General features: G+C 66.3%; 18 protein-coding genes. 7 read left to right on the forward strand and 11 right to left on the reverse strand.

The features are described from left to right. Positions 1 to 10: 10 nt before the first annotated feature. Genes LDO22_RS06245 through LDO22_RS06255 form a run of 3 tightly spaced genes read right to left on the reverse strand, consistent with a single transcriptional unit; the run spans position 11 to position 2510 of the window. The gene (locus LDO22_RS06245) at positions 11 to 439 is read right to left on the reverse strand and encodes an HIT family protein (RefSeq protein WP_159631625.1); all 429 of its coding nucleotides are present in this window, start codon (positions 437 to 439) and stop codon (positions 11 to 13) included. Beyond that, complete coding sequence (locus tag LDO22_RS06250; RefSeq protein ID WP_224026480.1) at positions 436 to 1620, reverse strand: NAD(P)-dependent alcohol dehydrogenase; 1185 nt, start codon at positions 1618 to 1620, stop codon at positions 436 to 438. The genes LDO22_RS06245 and LDO22_RS06250 overlap by 4 nt, the downstream gene beginning before the upstream one ends. Beyond that, entirely contained in the window at positions 1617 to 2510 is an 894-nt protein-coding gene (locus LDO22_RS06255) for a sulfurtransferase (protein WP_224026481.1), read from the reverse strand. The genes LDO22_RS06250 and LDO22_RS06255 overlap by 4 nt, the downstream gene beginning before the upstream one ends. Before the next feature lie 93 nt (positions 2511 to 2603). On the opposite strand from LDO22_RS06255, the gene LDO22_RS06260 reads away from it, so the two are divergent. Then, entirely contained in the window at positions 2604 to 3707 is a 1104-nt protein-coding gene (locus LDO22_RS06260; protein WP_275181251.1) for a PLP-dependent cysteine synthase family protein, read from the forward strand. Here the strand turns inward: LDO22_RS06260 and LDO22_RS06265 are convergent. After that, the gene (locus LDO22_RS06265) at positions 3704 to 4360 is read right to left on the reverse strand and encodes an MBL fold metallo-hydrolase (RefSeq protein WP_224026482.1); all 657 of its coding nucleotides are present in this window, start codon (positions 4358 to 4360) and stop codon (positions 3704 to 3706) included. The two genes, LDO22_RS06260 and LDO22_RS06265, sit on opposite strands and share 4 nt — an antisense overlap. Positions 4361 to 4464: 104 nt before the next feature. Here LDO22_RS06265 and LDO22_RS06270 point away from each other — a divergent pair, with 104 nt between their 5' ends. After that, the gene (locus LDO22_RS06270; RefSeq protein WP_159631620.1) at positions 4465 to 4926 is read left to right on the forward strand and encodes a Fur family transcriptional regulator; all 462 of its coding nucleotides are present in this window, start codon (positions 4465 to 4467) and stop codon (positions 4924 to 4926) included. Here the strand turns inward: LDO22_RS06270 and LDO22_RS06275 are convergent. The 5 genes from LDO22_RS06275 to LDO22_RS06295 form a co-directional block, all read right to left on the reverse strand. Continuing rightward, complete coding sequence (locus tag LDO22_RS06275) at positions 4904 to 5788, reverse strand: metal ABC transporter permease (RefSeq protein WP_159631619.1); 885 nt, start codon at positions 5786 to 5788, stop codon at positions 4904 to 4906. The genes LDO22_RS06270 and LDO22_RS06275 overlap by 23 nt on opposite strands. Beyond that, positions 5788 to 6603, reverse strand: a complete 816-nt coding sequence (locus LDO22_RS06280; RefSeq protein WP_224026483.1) for a metal ABC transporter ATP-binding protein — start codon at positions 6601 to 6603, stop codon at positions 5788 to 5790. Before LDO22_RS06280 ends, LDO22_RS06275 begins: the two co-directional genes overlap by 1 nt. Further along, positions 6600 to 7586 (reverse strand): zinc ABC transporter substrate-binding protein, encoded by a 987-nt coding sequence (locus LDO22_RS06285; RefSeq protein ID WP_224026484.1) that lies wholly within the window; start codon positions 7584 to 7586, stop codon positions 6600 to 6602. Before LDO22_RS06285 ends, LDO22_RS06280 begins: the two co-directional genes overlap by 4 nt. 147 nt (positions 7587 to 7733) lie before the next feature. Next, entirely contained in the window at positions 7734 to 8804 is a 1071-nt protein-coding gene (locus tag LDO22_RS06290; protein ID WP_159631616.1) for a hemolysin family protein, read from the reverse strand. Then, entirely contained in the window at positions 8801 to 10135 is a 1335-nt protein-coding gene (locus tag LDO22_RS06295; RefSeq protein ID WP_224026485.1) for a hemolysin family protein, read from the reverse strand. The genes LDO22_RS06290 and LDO22_RS06295 overlap by 4 nt, the downstream gene beginning before the upstream one ends. A gap of 559 nt (positions 10136 to 10694) precedes the next feature. Between LDO22_RS06295 and LDO22_RS06300 the strand changes: the two genes are divergently transcribed. The 4 genes from LDO22_RS06300 (at position 10695) to LDO22_RS06315 (ending at position 16800) form a co-directional block, all read left to right on the forward strand. Next, positions 10695 to 14507 carry a multifunctional oxoglutarate decarboxylase/oxoglutarate dehydrogenase thiamine pyrophosphate-binding subunit/dihydrolipoyllysine-residue succinyltransferase subunit gene (locus LDO22_RS06300; RefSeq protein WP_224026486.1) on the forward strand — a complete coding sequence of 1271 codons (3813 nt, stop codon included), beginning with the start codon at positions 10695 to 10697 and terminating at the stop codon, positions 14505 to 14507. A 155-nt stretch (positions 14508 to 14662) separates the two neighbouring features. Beyond that, positions 14663 to 15262 carry a GDSL-type esterase/lipase family protein gene (locus LDO22_RS06305; protein WP_141160025.1) on the forward strand — a complete coding sequence of 200 codons (600 nt, stop codon included), beginning with the start codon at positions 14663 to 14665 and terminating at the stop codon, positions 15260 to 15262. Positions 15263 to 15346: 84 nt separating this feature from the next. Beyond that, on the forward strand, positions 15347 to 16186 hold the full coding sequence (locus LDO22_RS06310; protein ID WP_224026487.1) for a DUF4097 family beta strand repeat-containing protein: 840 nt from the start codon (positions 15347 to 15349) through the stop codon (positions 16184 to 16186). Continuing rightward, positions 16186 to 16800 (forward strand): PadR family transcriptional regulator, encoded by a 615-nt coding sequence (locus tag LDO22_RS06315; protein ID WP_224026488.1) that lies wholly within the window; start codon positions 16186 to 16188, stop codon positions 16798 to 16800. Before LDO22_RS06310 ends, LDO22_RS06315 begins: the two co-directional genes overlap by 1 nt. Before the next feature lie 296 nt (positions 16801 to 17096). Here the strand turns inward: LDO22_RS06315 and rsrA are convergent, their stop codons facing one another. Both rsrA and LDO22_RS06325 read right to left on the reverse strand, forming a co-directional pair. Then, complete coding sequence (rsrA, locus tag LDO22_RS06320) at positions 17097 to 17357, reverse strand: mycothiol system anti-sigma-R factor (protein ID WP_056334975.1); 261 nt, start codon at positions 17355 to 17357, stop codon at positions 17097 to 17099. Continuing rightward, positions 17354 to 18166 (reverse strand): sigma-70 family RNA polymerase sigma factor, encoded by an 813-nt coding sequence (locus LDO22_RS06325; RefSeq protein WP_275967217.1) that lies wholly within the window; start codon positions 18164 to 18166, stop codon positions 17354 to 17356. Before LDO22_RS06325 ends, rsrA begins: the two co-directional genes overlap by 4 nt. Positions 18167 to 18402: 236 nt before the next feature. On the opposite strand from LDO22_RS06325, the gene LDO22_RS06330 reads away from it, so the two are divergent. Further along, positions 18403 to 18951, forward strand: coding sequence for a DoxX family protein (locus tag LDO22_RS06330; RefSeq protein ID WP_159631612.1), 549 nt, complete (start codon positions 18403 to 18405; stop codon positions 18949 to 18951). The last annotated feature ends 3 nt before the right edge of the window (positions 18952 to 18954 follow it).

Raw genomic sequence — 18954 nt, forward strand, 5'->3', positions numbered from 1 at the left:
TGACGGGACGTCAGGCCGCAGGTACGAAGTCCCCGTAGCCGGCCGTCCGGAGGCCCTCGCGGAGCTTTTCGGCGTTGGCATCCAGTACTGCGGGATCGGGATTCTGGTCCGCTGAGCCGAAGTCGAAGTCGGCCATGCTTTGCGACGGCCACACGTGCACATGCAGGTGGTTGACCTCGTAGCCGGCCACGATCAGCCCGGCCCGCCGGGCGCGGAAGATGTCCACCTGGACCGCACCGATCCGCCGTGCCACTTCCATGACCCTGGCCAGGGTCTCCGGCGTGGCGTCAGTCCACCGGTCCACTTCTTCGGTGGGGACCACCAGTGTGTGGCCGTCGGCAAGCGGTCCGGTGGTAAGGAACGCCGCGACGTCGTCCTCGCGCCAGACGAACCGGCCGGGAATCTCGCCCTTCAGGATCTTTGTGAACAGGGTGCTCATGCGTCTGCCTCCTCGGCTGCTGCCTGCAGCGTGCTGGTGTCCAGCACGAACCGGTACTTTACGTCTCCAGCGACCATCCGGTCGTAGGCTTCATTCAGCTGTCCGGCGGCCACCATCTCGATATCGGCAACCACGCCGTGCTCGGCGCAGAAGTCGAGCATCTCCTGCGTTTCGGCAATGCCGCCGATCAGTGAGCCTGCATAGGCGATCCTGCGACGGATCAGGGCACCCGGATTGACCGGCGGCATGGCTTCGGAGGGCAGCCCCAGCTGGAAGAGCGCGCCGTCCACGCGCAGGGTGCGGAAAAAGGGGTTCAGGTCGTGGGGGGCCGCCACAGTATCGATGATGAGGTCGATGCTGCGGTTCGCGGCGGCCATCGCGGCCTCATCGCGGGACAGGACAACCTCATCCGCGCCCAGTTCCAGGGCGGCCGCAACCTTGGATTCGGATGTAGTGAACACCACCACCTTCGCGCCCATGGCCTTGGCCAGCTTGACCGCCATGTGGCCCAGCCCGCCAAGCCCCACGACGCCCACCACGTCGCCTTCCTCCACGTCGAAGTGGCGCAGCGGCGAAAATGTGGTGACGCCGGCACACAACAGTGGCGCGGCGGCTGCCGGATCCAGCGATTCCGGTACGCGCAGGACGTAGCGGCGGTCCACCACGATGGACGACGCATAACCGCCCTGGGTGATGGCGTCCCCGTTCCGCCGGTCCTTTGCGCCGTAGGTGCCGGTCATCCCCTTTTCGCAGTATTGCTCAAGGCCGTCCAGGCAGCTTTCGCATTCGCGGCAGGAGTCCACCATGCAGCCAACGCCCACGCGGTCGCCCACTGCGAAATCGGTGACGTTCGAACCGGTCCTGCTGACCGTTCCCACGATTTCGTGGCCGGGGACCAGGGGGTATGTCTGGCCGCCCCATTCTCCGCGGGTGGCGTGCACGTCGGAGTGGCAGAGCCCGCAGAACTCGATGGCGATTTCCACATCGTCCGGTTTTGGGGCGCGTCTGGCGACCGTCAGCGGCACCAGCCCGCTGGCTCCGGACACGGCGCCGTACGCTGCGGCGCGCACGCCGGAGTCCGGGGCTGCGACTGCTGGGGTTCCGGCGGCTGCGGGCGCGGCTCCGGCCACGGGCGGAATGGGATGGGCAAGGGGCGGTGGTACGGGACGTCCTGGTGTCATAGTGCGACGCTACCCCCGGCTCCGCCGGAGATTCCACCCGGAGCCGCGCCGTCCCCAGGTTCCGCGCCGGTGGCGACCGGCAGGTCCGGGCGGTTGGACCACTCCGAGAAGGAGCCCGGGTAGAGCGCAGCGGAAAACCCGGCCAGTTCCAGTGCGGCCACCTCATGCGCTGCGGTGACGCCGGAGCCGCAGTAGACGGCCACCGGCCGGCCGTCCTGCACGCCCAGGGATTCGAACCTCCGCCGCAGCTCGGCCGGGGCAAGGAACCGCCCGGCCTGGTCCAGGTTCGCAGCGGTGGGGGCGCTGACTGCTCCGGGAATGTGGCCGGCACGTGGATCCACCGGTTCAATCTCGCCCCGGTACCGCTCCCCCGCCCTCGCGTCGAGCAACAGGCCGCTCTGCGGCCAGGTGGCGGCAGCACCGGCGTCGGCCACGGGCATCTGCCCGGTGCCCAGCTCAACATCGCCGGGGACGGGATGGACCGGGCCCGCCTCACGCGGCAGGCCGGCAGCACGCCAGGCGCCCAAACCGCCGTCGAGCAGGTAGACCTCGCTGACACCGGCGTCGCGCAGCATCCACCACAGCCTGGCCGCCGCCATGTTCCCGCTGTCATCGTAGGCAACCACCACGTCACCGTTCCGCAGGCCCCACCGGCGGGCCGACTCCTGGAAACGGTCGCGGGACGGCAGCGGATGCCGGCCCCGGTCCGGCACGGCCGGATCAGCAAGCTCCGTGGCCAGGTCAACGAACACCGCGCCCGGCAGGTGCTCCGCCAGGTAGTGGTCCTGGCCATGCGGATCGCCCAGCACCCACCGCACGTCCAGCAGTACCGTCCGGGGCCCGGAAGCAAGCCTGGCTTCAAGGCCCGGGACGTCAATCAATGGCTTCATGGTGCTCCTTCTGCGGAATCCGGGCCATGTGCTGGCGCCGGCAACGGTCCAACTGTAGACGGGCAGTCCGGCTGCCGCGGGTAGGCTGGTGCGGTGAAGATCGAGGGCAGCACCGGCACGGGCAGCGGCGGAACGGACCGGGACTGGGCGGACCAGGCCATCCGCACCATCACGGCGGAGAACAACCGTTCGGCAGACACCCACCTCTACTCGGTGGCCCTGCCGGAGCACTGGGGCATCCAGCTGTACCTCAAGGACGAGTCCACCCACCGGTCCGGCAGCCTCAAGCACCGGCTGGCCAGGTCGCTGTTCCTGTTCGGCCTGGTCAACGGCTGGATCCGGGAGGACACCACCATCGTCGAGGCCTCCAGCGGAAGCACCGCTGTTTCGGAGGCGTACTTCGCCCAGCTGCTGGGTCTGCCCTTCGTCGCCGTCATGGCACGCACCACCAGCCCGGAGAAGATCGCGCTGATCGAGAAGTTCGGCGGTTCATGCCTGCTGGTGGAAAACGCCTCTGACGTCTACGCGGCGGCGGAAGAGGTGGCCGCCACCTGCAACGGGCACTATATGGACCAGTTCACCTATGCGGAACGGGCCACGGACTGGCGCGGCAACAACAACATCGCCGAATCGATCTTTGGCCAGCTCAGCCTGGAGCCGCACCCGGTGCCGGACTGGATCGTGGTGGGCGCCGGCACCGGCGGAACCAGCGCCACGATCGGCCGGTACCTGCGGTACCACAGCCATCCCACCAGGCTGCTGGTGGTGGACCCGGAAAACTCCGCGTTCTACCCCGGCTGGCTGGGGGAATCAGCCGCACAGCCCACGGGCCTGCCTTCGCGGATCGAAGGCATTGGCCGGGCGCGGATGGAGCCCAGCTTCATTCCCACGGTGATCGACAGGATGGTCCAGGTCCCCGACGCCGCGTCCGTTGCTGCGATGCGCCACCTGCACTCCTTCGCGGGCCTGCACGCCGGCCCGTCCACCGGCACCAACCTGTGGGGCGTCTGGCAGACAATTGCCGGCATGCTGGCGGAGGGACGCCGGGGCAGCATCGTGTCCTTGATGTGCGACGGCGGCGAACGCTATGCGGGCAACTACTGGAACCAGGACTGGCTGGCCGGCCAGGGACTGGACCCGGCGCCATACGAAGCGGTGATTGCGCGCTTCCTGGACACCGGGGAGTGGACCAACTAGACCTCCACCGACTCGCGCGGTGCCAGATGCCGGTACTCCGTGCCGTACTTGGCCCCGATCCGCTGGACGTGCCCTTCAACGATTCCCAGGCCGTTGTCGTTGAGCAGCCCGTCGTGGATCTGGAACGCACGCGGCGCCCGCACCCCGATCACAAAGTCCACTACCTCGGCGGACTTGCTCCAGGGGGCGTGCAGCGGAACCAGGAGTGTCTGGACCGTGATGCCATCCGGAATGATGAAGGAATCCCCAGGGTGGTACACGTTCTGGTCCACCAGGAAGCCGATGTTGGCCACCATGGGAATCTGGGGGTGGATCAGGGCATGCTGGCCGCCAAAGCTGCGGATGTCGAAGCCCGCCGCCTGGAACGAGGACCCCGGATCCACCGCGTGGATGCGGTCCGCGGCACCCGGAGCCTCCTGGCGCAGCTGCTCCGCCACGCCCGCGGGAGCGTGGAGCTCAAGGTGCTGGCTGCCCTGGAGGGCCTCCACCACGGCCTTGGTGTCCAAATGGTCAGCGTGTTCGTGCGTCACCAGGACGGCGTGGGCCCCGGACAGCGCCTCCGCTGATTCGGAAAAGGATCCGGGATCCAGGACCAGGACCCCGCCTTCCTTCTCGAGCCGGACACAGGCATGGGTGTATTTGGTCAGCTTCATAAGCGCCAGCCTAGGGTCCGTTCCGGAACGCTGTCCACGAACGCCGTCCAGGAAGATCCGGCTGGTAATCTTGATGTTTGCCCCCCACGGAAGCGAGTTCGTCCATGCCTACCGGCGTCAAGGCTGATTCCGCCGCCCCGTCCCCGGCTGGAGGCGGCAAGGAACAGCGCGTTACCAAGCAGCGCAAAGCCGTCAGTGCTGCCCTTGACCGGCTGGACGACTTCGTCAGCACCCAGGAGCTCTACCGGATCCTGCAAAACCAGGGTGTGTCGGTGTCGCTTGCCACCGCCTACCGCATCCTGCAGTCACTCGCCGATGAGGGCCTGGTTGACGTGCTGCGCAACGGCGATGGCGAGGCGGTGTACCGGCGGTGCGCGGTGACCGGCCACCATCACCACCTGTTGTGCAGGAACTGCGGGAAGGCCGTGGAGGTGGAAGCCCCCGCCGTGGAGACGTGGGCCGTGCGCACCGCGTCCGAGCATGGGTTCACCGAGGTGGACCACACGGTGGAAATCTTCGGGCTGTGCCCGGACTGCACCGCCCTTAAGGCTGCCGGGAAGCTGTAAGGACCCGCCCATTGAGGCCACGGGCCTCCCGTACCGAGCCGATGGTACGGCACACCACGTAGATCAGGAACGACAACGTGGTGACATAGGGGCTGATGGGGATCCGGCCGCCCAGGGCCAGCAGTATCCCGCCCACCGTGGCCGTCACGGCGAAGACCACGCTGAGCACCACCGCCGCCACCGGCGATGAGGTAACCCGCAACGCCGCGGCAGCGGGGGTGATCAGCAGGGCGAGGACCAGCAGGGCGCCCACCACCTGGATGGACAGGGCCACGCTGACGCCCAGGACAATCATGAACACGATGCCCAGGCTGCGGACGGGCACTCCCCGCGCCTCAGCGAGTTCCGGATCAACGCTGGCGAAGTTGAGCGGCCGCCAGATGGCCAGCAGCACGAGCATCACGACGACGGCGGTCCCGGCGAGTGCCTGGAGCTGGACTGTGTCCACGGAAACGATCTGCCCGGTCAGCAGCCCGAACTTGTTCGCCGCGCGGCCTTGGTAAAGCGACAGGAACAGGATGCCCAGTCCCAGCCCGAACGGCATGATGACCCCGATGATCGAGTTCTTGTCCCGCGCGCGGACTCCCATCAGGCCCAGCAGCAGTGCGGCCGCCACCGATCCAACCAGCGAGCCGAAGACCACATCCGCCCCGACCAGGAGTGCGAAAGCGGCTCCCGCGAAGGACAGCTCGGAAATACCGTGGACTGCGAAGGCAAGGTCGCGCTTCATGACGAAAGTGCCCACCAGGCCGCCAAGCAGCCCCAGGATGGCACCCGCCCAGATAGAGTTCTGGACCAGGACCAGCAGCTCGCCGTAGTTGTCGAAATTGAAGATGGCGCCCAGGATGCTGTCGGCGTCCATTACAGCACCTCCCCCGCCATCGTGTCCGCGCCGGCGTGGTGGTGGGTGGTGGCGTCGGGAAGGCCTACCACCACGAGCCGGCCGTTGGCGCGGATCACCTCCACATGGCTGCCGTAAAGGTCGGACAGCACGTCGGTGGTCATGACCTCATCGGGCGCTCCGACGCGGAAACGTCCCCCGGCCAGGTAGAGGACCCGGTCCACGTACTCGATGATCGGGTTGATTTCGTGGGTCACAAAGACCACGGCGCTGTTGTGCTCGCGGCTCTGCTTGCTGATCAGGGCGCTCACCGCCTGCTGGTGGTGCAGGTCCAGGGACAACAGAGGCTCGTCGCAGAGCAGGACCTGGGGATCGGTCGCCAGGGCCTGGGCCACCCGAAGCCGCTGCTGTTCGCCGCCGGAGAGCTGCCCCACCGGGACGTTGGCGTAGTCGGATGCACCCACGAGTTCCAGGAGCTGGTCAACCTTCCGGTTTGTCCTGCCCTGCGAGAGCCGGATTCCCCAGCGGTGTCCGTCCACTCCCAGCCCCACCAGGTCGCGGGCACGCATGGGCGTGTCCGGTGCAAAGGACTTCTGCTGGGGTATGTACCCGATCAGGTTGCTGCCGCGTTCCACGGGGCGCCCGCCAAGCATCGCTTCTCCGGCGTGCAGTTTCTGCAGGCCCAGCAGGACCTTCAGGAAACTGGTCTTGCCACTGCCGTTGGGACCCAGCACGGCGAAGAACTCGCCGGGCCTGATGTCCAGGTCAAGGCCGTCCCAGAGCGTGCGCTGGCCGAACCTGAGGCACGCCCCTTTGAGGCTGACGACGGAATTCACCTGTTTGTCTCCAGAACCTTGCTGATGTTGTTCACATTGTCCGTCATCCACTGCAGGTAGGTCTTGCCTTCGGGCAGTGTCTCGGTGAAGTCCACAACGGGCACTCCGGCGGTTTCCGCCGCCTTCTTCAGTGCCTCGGTCTGGGGTCCTTCCGTCTGGGCGTTGTAGCCCAGCAGGCGGACTGCCTTGGAGCCGACCAGGTCCGTGGCTTCCTTCAGGACGGCGGGAGGAACGTCAGCGCCCTCTTCGATGGCGGCCGTGTACTGCTCAGGCGTCGCGTTCGCCAGCCCGGCATCTTCCAGCATGTAGAGCGGGACCGGCTCCGTGACTGCCACCCGGCCCCCTCCCCCGGCGGCTTTCATGGCATCCAGGTGGCCGTGGAGGGAGGACAGGGAGGACTTGAAGGAATCAGCGTTGGCGGAGAAGGTAGCCGCAGCGCCGGGGTCCAGCGCGGCGAGCTTGTCCGCTATGCCGTCAGCCATCCGCTCCATGGCAGGCAGGCTGTACCAGACGTGCTCGTTAAGGCCGCCGTGGTCGTGACCGTCATGGCCAGCTGCTGCCTCGGGGGTGGTGGATGGCGCTGCACTGGCAGCTTCGTCCGGGTGGGCCAGGCCGGAAACCTCGACGGCGGTCAGCACGGAGGCGCTGTCGAGCTTGCTGCTCTCCACCAGGGTGTGGATGAAGTCGTCGTAGCCGCCCCCGTTTTCGATGACGAGCCGGGCCTTGGACACAGCCAGCCGGTCTTGCGCGGTCGCCTCGTAGGAGTGCGGATCCTGCCCGGCACTGTTGATGATGGCCGTCACGTTGACCTTGTCCCCGCCGATGGTGCGGGCGATGTCACCGTAGACGTTTGTTGAGGCCACAACGTTGATCCCCTGCGCCTGGTCCGCGGTCTGCGACGGCTGGGGGCTGCAGGCGCTGAGCAGGAGGCCGGCACCGGCGAGGGCGGCAAGGAAAGAGCTGGCAGCGGCTGGACGGCGCACGGAAAACCTCAGTTCACACAGGATGGGGAGGACAACAGTGCCCAGCCTATACCTAAATGCGAATGATTCCTATTTAGGTGGACGCGCCGCTTTCCAAGGCCCACCCCGGACGCGTCCCTGCGGACAGCCAGGGGCGCGTCCGGGGTCTCAGCTGCCGTTCGGCTGGCCCAGCCTGCGGATTCCTGTGGCCTGGGTTGCGTCCCTGATTTCGCCGACCAGCTGTTCGATGACGTCCTCGAGGAAGAGCACCCCGCGCGTAGTGCCGTCCGGGCCAATCACGCGCGCCAGGTGGGATCCGGTGCGCTGCATGACGGACATGGCCTTTTCGATCTCGTCACCCAGGGCCAGGTTTGCCAGTGACCGGACCCGGCTTTCGGCGATGGGCAGTTCATAGGCGGACTCCGGTATGGACAGCACGTCCTTTACATGGAGGTAGCCGTAGAGCATGTCCTCGTCGTCCAGCATGGGGAACCGGGAGAAACCAGTGCGGCTGACGGCTTTCTCGAACTCCACGGGGGTGGTGGATGCCCCCAGCATGACCAGGTTTCCGATCGGGACCATGATGTCCTCAGCCGTGTGCTCCGAAAACTCCAGCGCACCCGTAATGAGCCCGGCGTCGTCATCCACCAAGCCGTGGCGCGTGGACTCCTGCACAATCGACTGCACCTCCTCCAGGGTGAAGGAGGACGTGACCTCGTCCTTGGGCTCGATCCGCATCAGCTTGAGGATGTGGTTGGCGGACCAGTTGAGGACTGAGATCACCGGATGGACCAGCCGCGAGATGAACAGCAGCGGCGGGGCCAGGAACAGTGCTGCCTTGTCCGCCACGGACACCGAGATGTTCTTGGGCACCATCTCGCCGAATGTCACGTGCAGGAAGGTCACCAGCATCAGGGCCACAGCGAAGGCTGCCACGTCAGCCACTTCCGCCGGGAGGCCCACCGTCTCGATGGGGACCGCGAGCAGGTGGTGGATTGCCGGCTCGGCCACCAGCAGGATCAACAGCGAACAGACCGTGATGCCCAGCTGCGCACATGCCAGCATCAGGGAGACGTTTTCCATGGCGCGCAGGGTGGTGTGGGCGCGCTTTGAGCCGGCGTCCGCCAGGGGTTCAATCTGGCTGCGGCGCGCGGACATGATGGCGAACTCAGCGGCCACGAAGAAGGCGTTGCCCAGCAGGAGGACGCCCAGCCACAGTATTCCGGCCCAGTCACTCATGGCTTGCTCCTGTGGTTGGCGTCCTGCGCAGCCGGCTCCGCCGCGGGGTGGAAGCAGATACGGTCGATCCTGCGGCCGTCCATCCGGGTCACGCTGAGTGTCCCGCCGTAGACCGGAACGGTGTCGCCCACGGCCGCGATCCTGCCGAGCTTGCTCATGACATAGCCGCCCACGGTTTCATAGGCCGCTTCATCCGGAACGCTCAGGCCGGGAATCTGCTCGGACAGCTCATCGGGACGGAGGAGCCCAGGGAAGTACCAGTCGCCGGAGGCGCTTTGCAGCAGCCCCGGCCGGACCTTGTCGTGCTCATCCGCCACCTCGCCCACGATTTCCTCCACCAGGTCTTCCAGGGTGGCAATGCCGGCGGTTCCGCCGTATTCATCCAGCACGACGGCCAGCTGAAGGTTTCCCTCCCGGAGCTCGGCCAGCAGCGCATCCAGGTGGATGGTTTCGGGCACGCGCAGCACCTCGGTCATGATGGCGCCCGCTTCGAGGTTCTGCCGGCGTTCCCACGGAACGGCAACGGCCTTCTTGACGTGCACCAGGCCACGGATGTCATCGGCCGAATCACCGATGACCGGGAAGCGTGAGTAGCCGGTCCGGCGCGCCGCATCCACGACGTCGGAAACCGGCTGGTCTGCGTCGATCGTCTCCAGCCTGATGCGCGGTGTCATCACGTCCGCCGCTGTCCTGGTGGAGAAGTTCAGGGTGCGGGCAATGAAGTTGGCAGTCCCGGCGTCAAGGGTTCCCATCGCAGCAGACCTGCGGACCAGCGAGGCGAGCTCCGCCGGCGTCCGGGCTCCCGAAATCTCCTCCTTGGCTTCCAGCCCAAAGACATGCAGGACCTTGTTGGAAAATCCGTTGAGGACCAGGATGGCCGGCTTGAAGATGGTGGTGAAGACGAGCTGGGGGCCGGCCAGGGCGCGGCCCACGGGAAAAGCGAGTGCGATGGCCATGTTTTTCGGCACCAGCTCACCCAGGAGCATGGACAGCAGGGTCGCCACCACCATCGCCAGGACCAGGGACACGGACTCCACCGCCACGTCGGGAAGTCCGACGGCGCCCAGCGGCGCCTTGAGGAGGCGGCCCACCGAGGGTTCCATAACGTAACCGGTGAGCAAGGTGGTCAGCGTGATGCCGAGCTGGCAGCTGGACAGCTGCGTTGACAACGACTTGAGGCAGGTGAGCAAGGGCACCGCGCCCGTGTCGCCGTCGTCGATTGCGCGCTGGACGGTGGCCTGGTCCAGGGCGATGAGGGAGAACTCGACGGCCACGAAGAACCCGGTGCCGGCGATCAGCAGCAAGCCTGCTGCGAGGAGGAACCACTCCATTCAGCATCCCGCCCGGAGCGCGGGCTGTGCCGGAAGGGGAAGCGGCCGTGGTGTGGAAAAGCTGTTTCGTCCCGGCGGAGGATGATCGGCGGATACCGACGCCTGGTCCGTGCGGGTTGCGGCAAGCTGGGCCGTGGGCTGGTGATGGGCGCGTTGTCGGGGTTTGCCGGCTCTGGGGGCGGACTGCGCGGCGCTGCTCTTCGAGCTCCGCTGACAGCGCCCAGGCCGGCACCTAGATTTACTGTCCATAAGAATTTCAGTCTACAGGAGCAGCCCCGCGCCGGACGCTCGGCCGGGCGGCCGGAAGTGGCCTGCTGGCCCGCCTTCGCGCCTGCCGCGCTGGGCTGATGACGGCCCCCGGCGGCAGGCCGGTGGCCGCCATATTCGGGCCCGGGTTCGTCACTTCATGATTTGAGTCACCCTTATTGGCAGTTAACACAGGATGCTCACTAGACTTGCAAAGGTCCGGGTTCAGAGGACGCAGAGACTGGTTCGAACGTAGTGCTGAAGCACCGGGGGGCCAAAGAGAAATCAAACTCATGGAAGAGGCGTATTTCAAGTGCCAGAGCAGCCAAGCCACCGTCTACCAGAGGAATTTGGCGGAAACGAGTGGCTCGTTGACGAACTGTACGAGCAGTACCAGCAGGACAAGAACGCCGTGGATGCCAAGTGGTGGCCCCTGTTCGAATCCTTCGACTCGGGCAACGGTTCTTCTTCCAACGGAAATTCCGCACAGGCCGCCAACCCTCCCACCCGGGAACTCCCCATCGTGAAGCAGGCTTCCGCAGCACCGGCACCGTCGCCGACTGCCGCCCCCGCTGCGCCGGCCGCCGCCGCTGCCCCGGCGCCTGCCGCACCGGCAGCCCCCGCACCCGTCAAGAAGGCCCCGGCCACGGAAGCCCGCGACGGCGGCAAGAAGACCGAGGCCGGCACCGGCTCGCAGCCCATCCCGGCGCAGCTGCCCAAGAACGTCAAGGCACCCACCGCACCCGAGGAAGACGTCGTCTCCGTCCTCCGCGGACCGGCGAAGGCCATCGCCACCAACATGGTCACCAGCCTCCAGGTGCCCACTGCCACCAGCGTCCGTGCCATTCCGGCCAAGCTGCTCATCGACAACCGTGTGGTCATCAACTCAAACCTGGCCCGCGCACGCGGCGGCAAGGTTTCCTTCACGCACCTCATCGGCTACGCCGTCATCCGCGCCCTGTCCCAGTTCCCCTCCATGAACGTGTACTACGACGAGGTAGACGGCAAGCCCGTTGCCGTCCAGCCTGCGCACGTCAACTTCGGCATCGCCATCGACATGCCCAAGCCCGACGGCACCCGGCTGCTCATGGTCCCGAACATCAAGAAGGCCGAGACCCTCAACTTCGCCGAGTTCTGGCACACGTACGAGGACCTGATCAAGCGGGCCCGCAACGGCAAGCTAACCGCCGAGGACCACCAGGGCACCACCGTGTCCCTGACCAACCCCGGCGGCATTGGCACCGTCCACTCGGTGCCCCGCCTTTCCAAGGGCCAGGCCGCCATCATCGGCGTCGGCGCCCTTGACTACCCCGCAGAGTTCCAGGGCGCCAGCGAGAAGATCATCGCCCAGAACGCCATCAGCAAGGTCCTCACCCTGACCTCGACGTACGACCACCGCGTCATCCAGGGCGCCGGCAGCGGCGAGTTCCTCAAGCTGGTCCACCAGCTGCTGCTGGGCGCGCAGAATTTCTACGACGAGATCTTCGAAGCCCTGCGCATCCCGTACGAGCCCGTCCGCTGGAGCCCGGACCTGCAGGTGGACCCGGCCGACGAGATCAACAAGGTGGCCCGGATCCAGCAGTTGATCCACTCCTTCCGCGTCCGCGGCCACCTCATGGCGGACACCGACCCGCTGGAGTACGTCCAGCGCAAGCACCCGGACCTCGACGTCCTCACCTACGGCCTGACCCTTTGGGACCTGGACCGCGAATGGCCCACCGGCGGCTTCGGCGGCAAGCCGATGCTGAAGTTCCGCGACATCCTCGGCGTCCTGCGCGATGCCTACTGCCGCACCACGGGCATCGAGTACATGCACATCCAGGAGCCTGCCGAGCGCAAGTGGTTCCAGGACCAGCTGGAGCACGCCTACTCCAAGCCCAGCCGCGAGGAACAGCTGCGGATTGTCTCCAAGCTGAACGCCGCCGAGGCCTTTGAGACGTTCCTGCAGACTAAGTTCGTGGGCCAGAAGCGCTTCTCGCTGGAAGGCGGCGAGTCCCTGATCCCGCTGCTTGACGCCATCATGTCCGATGCCGCCGACGACGGCCTGGACGAGGTTGCGATCGGCATGGCCCACCGTGGCCGCCTCAACGTGCTGACGAACATCGCCGGCAAGACCTATGCCCAGGTGTTCCGTGAGTTTGAGGGCACCCAGGATCCGCGCTCCGTGCAGGGCTCCGGTGACGTCAAGTACCACCTGGGCACCGAAGGCACCTTCACCTCGGACAACGGCAAGGAGACCAAGGTCTACCTCGCCGCCAACCCGTCGCATCTGGAAGCCGTGGACTCCGTCCTCGAAGGCATCGTCCGGGCCAAGCAGGACCGGCTGGACCAGGGCGAGTCGTTCCCTGTCCTGCCCATCATGGTCCACGGCGACGCGGCCTTCGCCGGCCAGGGCGTGGTGGCTGAAACGCTGAACCTGTCCCAGCTCCGGGGTTACCGCACCGGTGGAACCATCCACATCGTGGTCAACAACCAGGTGGGCTTCACCACCGCACCGTCGTCGTCGCGCTCGTCCACCTACTCCACGGACGTTGCCAAGATGATCCAGGCGCCGGTGTTCCACGTGAACGGCGACGACCCCGAGGCTGTTGTCCGCATCGGCCAGCTGGCCTACGAGTTCCGGCAGCGTTTCCACAAGGACGTTGTGATCGACATGGTGTGCTACCGCCGCCGGGGCCACAACGAGGGCGATGACCCCTCGATGACCCAGCCGCTGATGTACAACCTCATCGAAGCCAAGCGCTCCGTCCGCAAGCTGTACACCGAGTCACTCATCGGCCGCGGCGACATCACCGAGGAAGAAGCCGAGCAGCTGCTCCGCGACTACCAGGAACGGCTGGAACGGGTCTTTGCCGAGACCCACGCCGCCCAGACCTCGCCTATCCCGATCGTGACCGCCGACTCCGCTGCCGTGTCCGACATCGAACGGCCCAAGGCACAGCAGTCCGATTCCAGCGTCAGCGCACCGGCCTCCACGGCCATCAGCGCCGAAACCCTGGCCCGGATCGGCAAGGCACACGTCGAGATCCCCGACGGCTTCACGGTCCACCCCAAGCTGAAGCAGCTTCTGGAGAAGCGCGAACAGATGTCCCGCGAGGGTGGTATCGACTGGGGCTTCGGCGAGATTGCGGCCTTCGGCTCGCTGATCATGGAGGGCGTCCCCGTACGCCTGGCCGGCCAGGACTCGCGCCGCGGCACCTTCGTGCAGCGCCACGCCGTCTTCCACGACCGTGCCAACGGCAAGGAATGGCTGCCCCTGGGCAACCTCTCCGATGACCAGGCCAAGCTGTGGATCTACGACTCCCTGCTGTCCGAATACGCCGCCATGGGCTTCGAGTACGGCTACTCCGTGGAACGCCCGGATGCCCTGGTCCTGTGGGAGGCCCAGTTCGGTGACTTCGTCAACGGCGCGCAGACCATCATCGACGAATTCATCTCGTCCGCCGAGCAGAAGTGGGGCCAGCGCTCCTCGCTGGTCCTGATGCTTCCGCACGGCTACGAGGGACAGGGCCCGGACCACTCCTCCGCCAGGATCGAGCGGTTCCTGCAGCTGTGTGCCGAGGACAACATGATCGTGGCCAACCCGACCACGGCGGCCTCGCACTTCCACCTGCTGCGCCGCCAGGCGTACAGCCGCCCGCGCAAGCCGCTGATCATCTTCACGCCCAAGCAGCTCCTGCGCCTGAAGGCTGCCGCGTCGTCGGTCGAGGACTTCACCAACGGCACGTTCCGCCCCGTCATCGGTGACCACGAGCAGCTGCCGGCCACCGCCGTCGAACGCGTGCTCCTGGTGTCCGGCCGCCTGTACTACGATCTCCTGTCCACCCGGCAGAAGACCGGTGACAAGACCACCGCCATCATCCGCGTGGAGCAGCTTTACCCGCTGCCGCACGCCGAGATCGAGGCGGAACTTGCCAAGTACCCCAACGCCGAAGTGGTGTGGGCCCAGGACGAACCTGCCAACCAGGGGCCGTGGCCGTTTATGGGCCTGCACCTGCCGGAGGCCCTCGACCGCCGCGTCCGCCTGGTGTCCCGCCCGGCATCGGCCTCCACGGCCGCCGGTTCCATGAAACGGCACGCTGCGGAGCAGGATGTCCTGCTGAAGCAGGCATTTGCACGGAAGTAAGCAGTAAGGCTGCCCGGCCGGAGTCGAAATACCCGACTCCGGCCGGGCAGTTCTGTTTAATGGATTGACAGCGCCTCCCCGCGCCGCCGCAGCTGCGGCGGCAACGATGGCAGCGGCCGTATCGAAGTAACCCGTACCGAAGTAAAGAGGAACGCGTGGAAGACAGGAAGCTGCGGATCGCGGCTGTAGGAGACGAACTGCTGGCCGGACTGGGCGATCCCCGGGCACTTGGCTGGCTGGGCCGCGTCCTGGCCCGCACTCCCCAGGACGGCATGCTGCTCGAAAGCTATGCCCTCCCCTGCCCGCAGGAAGGTACGGAAGGCCTCGCTGCGCGCTGGCTGGATGAAGCCGGCAGGCGATTCAGCCCCCAGGCGGAGAACCGGCTGGTCATCGGCCTTTCGGGCCGCGACATCGAGTTCGGCCTCTCCACTGCACGGAGCCGGCTGAACCTGGCCAATATCCTGGACTCGGCTTCCCAGAACCGGATCGAAGTATTCGTCGTGGGGCCACCCCCCACCCTGGACCCCGCCCAGAACCGCCGGCTGGACGAACTCAATACCGCTTTCGCGGATGTGACCACCCGCCGCAAGCACCTCTACGTTGACACGTTCTCGCCCCTGCTGAACCACGAACAGTGGCGCCAGGACCTCGCCGCAAACGGCGGAACCCCAGGCCAGGCCGGGTATGGCCTCATGGCATGGCTGGTGCTGCACCGCGGCTGGTTCCAGTGGCTGGGCATGGACGCGCCCCAGTAGCGCCGTTCGAGATATATCTTGACCCCGCCACCGGGCGGCGATACCTTGGAGCGATAACGCGATATATCGCCTTTGGAGGGGACCATGGCCGGAGAAAACTGGACAGTCGCCAGCCCGCAGACCATCGACGTGGACGCCGTGACGTCCGTGAAACTAGGCATGGTCGGGGGCAGGTTTCAAATCATCGAGCACGACGCACCCGCAGTTCGCCTGGAATTCTCCGAGGTCCACGGCGACCCCGTGGCGGTGTCCCTGAACGGCGGCAGGCTGGAAGTCCGGCATCAACTGCACGGTGCGCAGGGCTGGTTCAAGAACCTCATGGAGACCGTCAACCACACCAGCGACAACTCCGCCGTCATCACCGTCGCCGTTCCCCGCGGAGTGGAGGTGGAAGCCGGAACCGTGAGGGGGGATGGAACCGTCTCAGGTATTGCCGCCCATGTCCGGCTCAACACCGTGGCGGGTTCCGTCACTGCGGACAGCACCTCCGGCGAACTGCAGGTCAACACGGTCAGCGGCAGCGTGGCCGTCAGGAACCACCGGGGTGTCCTTACCGCCAAAAGCATCTCCGGTGAAGTCACTGCGTCCGGCCACTTCAGCCATGTACGCACCAACACCGTCAGCGGACACCTCAGCTTCGAGCTGCTCGATTTCACGCAGGATTTTGGCTCCAACTCCGTCTCGGGAGACCTCACCATCCGCCTGCCCGCTGACGTGGGCGTCGACATCGTCGCCAAGTCCGCCGGCGGGGCGGTGATCCTGGACGGCCACCAGTGCCTCCTTACGAACGGCAAGGTGGAGACGATTGCCGGGCCCGATGGGCAGCTGATGCTTGTCCGGACCAACTCGGTGTCCGGCAAAACCTCGATCTCGCACGAACCGGCACCGGCGCCCGTCGACTCCCTTGGGGAAGCTGAACGCTGATGCCTCCCGTCTTCGCACACGGTGCGTTGCGCCTCTATCTCCTCTCCCTGCTCGAAAGCGGCCCCAAGCACGGCTACGAGCTCATCAAGGCGCTCAAGGACCGGTTCGGCGGGACTTATTCACCGAGTGCGGGAACCGTCTACCCCAGGCTGGGCAAGCTCGAAGAGGACGGACTGGTGTCCACCGAGCCGGCGGGACGGCGCACCAACTACCGCATCACCGCCGCCGGCCTTGCTGAACTGAACCGGCGCCGCGAGGACCTGGCGGGCGTTGAGAATGACATCGCAGCCTCGGTGCAACGGCTTTCCGGAACCCTCAGGGAGGACATCCGCAGCAGCATGCGGGGGTTCCGGAGCGACCTTGCGGCAGCGGCGGAGGCAGCCCGTGCCGCGGCTGCCTCGGCCACCACTCCGCCGGGAAGCGGCCAGTCGCAGGCGCGCAGGGGGCAGCCGCTCAGGGAGGCAGAACTGCTGCTGCAGGATTTCCGCGACGAGCTCCGCGCGGACCTGCGGCGCCAGGCCATGCACCGGCCCATCAGCCCCATGACGCTGGAGACGGTCAGGACGGCCCTGGACGACGCCCGTGCGGCCATCCGCGGCACCCTCCAGCCCTAGCACCCCGCCACGCAGCCCTGCCGCAGGTCATCCGCCGTTTCCCGGTTCGCGGGGCGCCAGATCATGTGGGAGACTTGAGGGCAGCTCTTTTGAGTACCAACAGTAAGGAGGCCAGCTATGAGCAAGCGTGCACGCAAGCGTCGTGACCGTAAGCGTGGCGGCGCGAACCACGGGAAGCGCCCCAACACCTAGGCAAATGCCAGGGACTACGGTTCAAGTGAAGGACCCCGCAAGCCACTCGGCTTACGGGGTCCTTTGCTGTCTTCGGCCCTGATGGGCGTTACCGCGTCCGGTACCTACGCCTCCACGGGACGGATCGCGTGGATCCGGTCCAGGATGGCGTTCTTGAGGTTGTCCGGTGCGGATTCGGTGCAGGACCGCTTGACCATGTTGCGGATGACGCATTCGAGGTCATACTGCTCCGTGCATTCGGGGCAGTCATCAAGGTGGTTCTTGATTTCCGTAATATCCTCGCGGGTCAGTGCCCCGTCAAGGTACTCGTAGATGCGTTGCATCCGGGTATCGTCGCAGTCGCCCAATCCCTGGCAGTCGCTCATTTCCTGTTCTCCTGTGCTTTGCTTCCTGCCGCATCCGACGCATCCGCGGCCGTTTTGAATCCCCGCTCGGCGGCGTATTCCGCGAGCATGTCCCGCAACATTCGCCGGCCGCGGTGGAGCCGGGACATCACGGTGCCGATGGGCGTGTTCATGATGTCTGAAATTTCCTTGTAGGCGAAGCCCTCCACGTCCGCGAAGTAGACCGCCAGGCGGAACTCTTCCGGAATGTCCTGCAGCGCCCTCTTGACGTCGGAATCCGGAAGGTGGTCCAGGGCTTCAGCCTCGGCCGAACGCAGTCCGCTTGACGTGTGCGATTCCGCCCGGGCCAGCTGCCAGTCCTCGATGCTGTCCGAGTTGGACTGCAGGGGCTCACGCTGCCGTTTGCGGTACAGGTTGATGTACGTGTTGGTCAGGATCCGGTAGAGCCACGCCTTGAGGTTGGTGCCGGGCTTGTACTGGTGGAATGCCGAGAAAGCCTTGGTGTAGGCCTCCTGGACCAGGTCCTCCGCGTCCGACGGGTTCCGGGCCATACGCATCGCCGCGGAGTACAGCTGGTCGACATACTGCATGGCGTCCCGCTCAAAGCGAAGGCGGCGTTGTTCCACGCTTTCCGTGGCAACGTCCACGGTGCTGTCTTCGGCGTCCGCGTCAACGGCCGGCGGACCGGCATCCGCCGGCCCTGCGGCCAGGGGTGACGTTCCTTCCCTGCCGTTCGCTTCGCCGGGAGAAGCCTCATACATGGCCGCGACGGCCGGATCCAGGGTGCTCATCGCCTTCAAGTCTACTGTCAGCCGCCCTGCCTGGGGCATGCCGTACCCGGGCGGCTCGGTGGCCAGCTTGTCCACTGCCACCGGTCCCGCCTGTCTGGTCCCGTCCAACACCTTCCGCAAGGCCCAACTCCGCTCTGTATCGGGTGATTGATCGCCGGGCCCATCCTGCAGACCCGAAAGCCATAACCGTCTCCCGCGGGCAAATATTCCCCAAAAGTGCAAGACTAGAACCGACTCCGCCGCTCGCCGCGGCTCGTCCATCCAGGAGGAAATCCATGTCCTTTGTCCGCACGCTCGCCAGGCCCATGCTCGCCTCCAGTTTCGTTCTTGCCGGACTGGACAAGCTCAAGAACTCCGACGACACTGCACAGCAGCTCTCACCCCTGCTGCGCAAGGCTGCGGCCTCGCTTCCCTTCCAGACGAACGAGAAGACCCTGGCCCGCGTCATCGGCGGAACCCAGGTGGGAGCCGGCGTCCTGTTCGGCCTTGGCAAGTTCTCCCGGCTCTCGGCCGGCCTGCTCACCGTGGTTTCCCTCCTGAACACCTTCGTTGAGTGGCGCAGCGCGGACATCAGCAGCAAGGAAGGGCGCGAAGGCCGCAGGAACCAACTGCTCAAGAACCTCTCCCTCAGTGGCGGCGCCCTGCTCGCCTCCGTGGACACTGCAGGCAAGCCCGGCCTCGCCTGGCGCGCCGAACACCTGGCCGCCGACGCCCGCCGGAACGCTTCGCACCTGGCCGCCGACGCCCGCCGGACCACCACCAAGAAGCTGAACAAGGCGGACAAGGCCGTACGCCGCGCCGTCGAGCACGCCGCGGGAGCCTAAGCA

The organism is Arthrobacter sp. NicSoilC5 (genome assembly GCF_019977395.1).
In the GTDB taxonomy this organism is placed as follows: domain Bacteria; phylum Actinomycetota; class Actinomycetes; order Actinomycetales; family Micrococcaceae; genus Arthrobacter.

What these genes read in the sequence shown, in the direction of transcription:
- LDO22_RS06265 (WP_224026482.1), bottom strand. Translation starts at nt 4,360, where the DNA reads ATGAAGCTGACCAAATACACCCATGCCTGTGTCCGGCTCGAGAAGGAA.
- LDO22_RS06250 (WP_224026480.1), bottom strand. Translation starts at nt 1,620, where the DNA reads ATGACACCAGGACGTCCCGTACCACCGCCCCTTGCCCATCCCATTCCG.
- LDO22_RS06245 (WP_159631625.1), bottom strand. Translation starts at nt 439, where the DNA reads ATGAGCACCCTGTTCACAAAGATCCTGAAGGGCGAGATTCCCGGCCGG.
- LDO22_RS06330 (WP_159631612.1), top strand. Translation starts at nt 18,403, where the DNA reads ATGTCCTTTGTCCGCACGCTCGCCAGGCCCATGCTCGCCTCCAGTTTC.
- LDO22_RS06295 (WP_224026485.1), bottom strand. Translation starts at nt 10,135, where the DNA reads ATGGAGTGGTTCCTCCTCGCAGCAGGCTTGCTGCTGATCGCCGGCACC.
- rsrA (WP_056334975.1), bottom strand. Translation starts at nt 17,357, where the DNA reads ATGAGCGACTGCCAGGGATTGGGCGACTGCGACGATACCCGGATGCAA.
- LDO22_RS06325 (WP_275967217.1), bottom strand. Translation starts at nt 18,166, where the DNA reads ATGCCCCAGGCAGGGCGGCTGACAGTAGACTTGAAGGCGATGAGCACC.
- LDO22_RS06310 (WP_224026487.1), top strand. Translation starts at nt 15,347, where the DNA reads ATGGCCGGAGAAAACTGGACAGTCGCCAGCCCGCAGACCATCGACGTG.
- LDO22_RS06315 (WP_224026488.1), top strand. Translation starts at nt 16,186, where the DNA reads ATGCCTCCCGTCTTCGCACACGGTGCGTTGCGCCTCTATCTCCTCTCC.
- LDO22_RS06270 (WP_159631620.1), top strand. Translation starts at nt 4,465, where the DNA reads ATGCCTACCGGCGTCAAGGCTGATTCCGCCGCCCCGTCCCCGGCTGGA.
- LDO22_RS06275 (WP_159631619.1), bottom strand. Translation starts at nt 5,788, where the DNA reads ATGGACGCCGACAGCATCCTGGGCGCCATCTTCAATTTCGACAACTAC.
- LDO22_RS06255 (WP_224026481.1), bottom strand. Translation starts at nt 2,510, where the DNA reads ATGAAGCCATTGATTGACGTCCCGGGCCTTGAAGCCAGGCTTGCTTCC.
- LDO22_RS06290 (WP_159631616.1), bottom strand. Translation starts at nt 8,804, where the DNA reads ATGAGTGACTGGGCCGGAATACTGTGGCTGGGCGTCCTCCTGCTGGGC.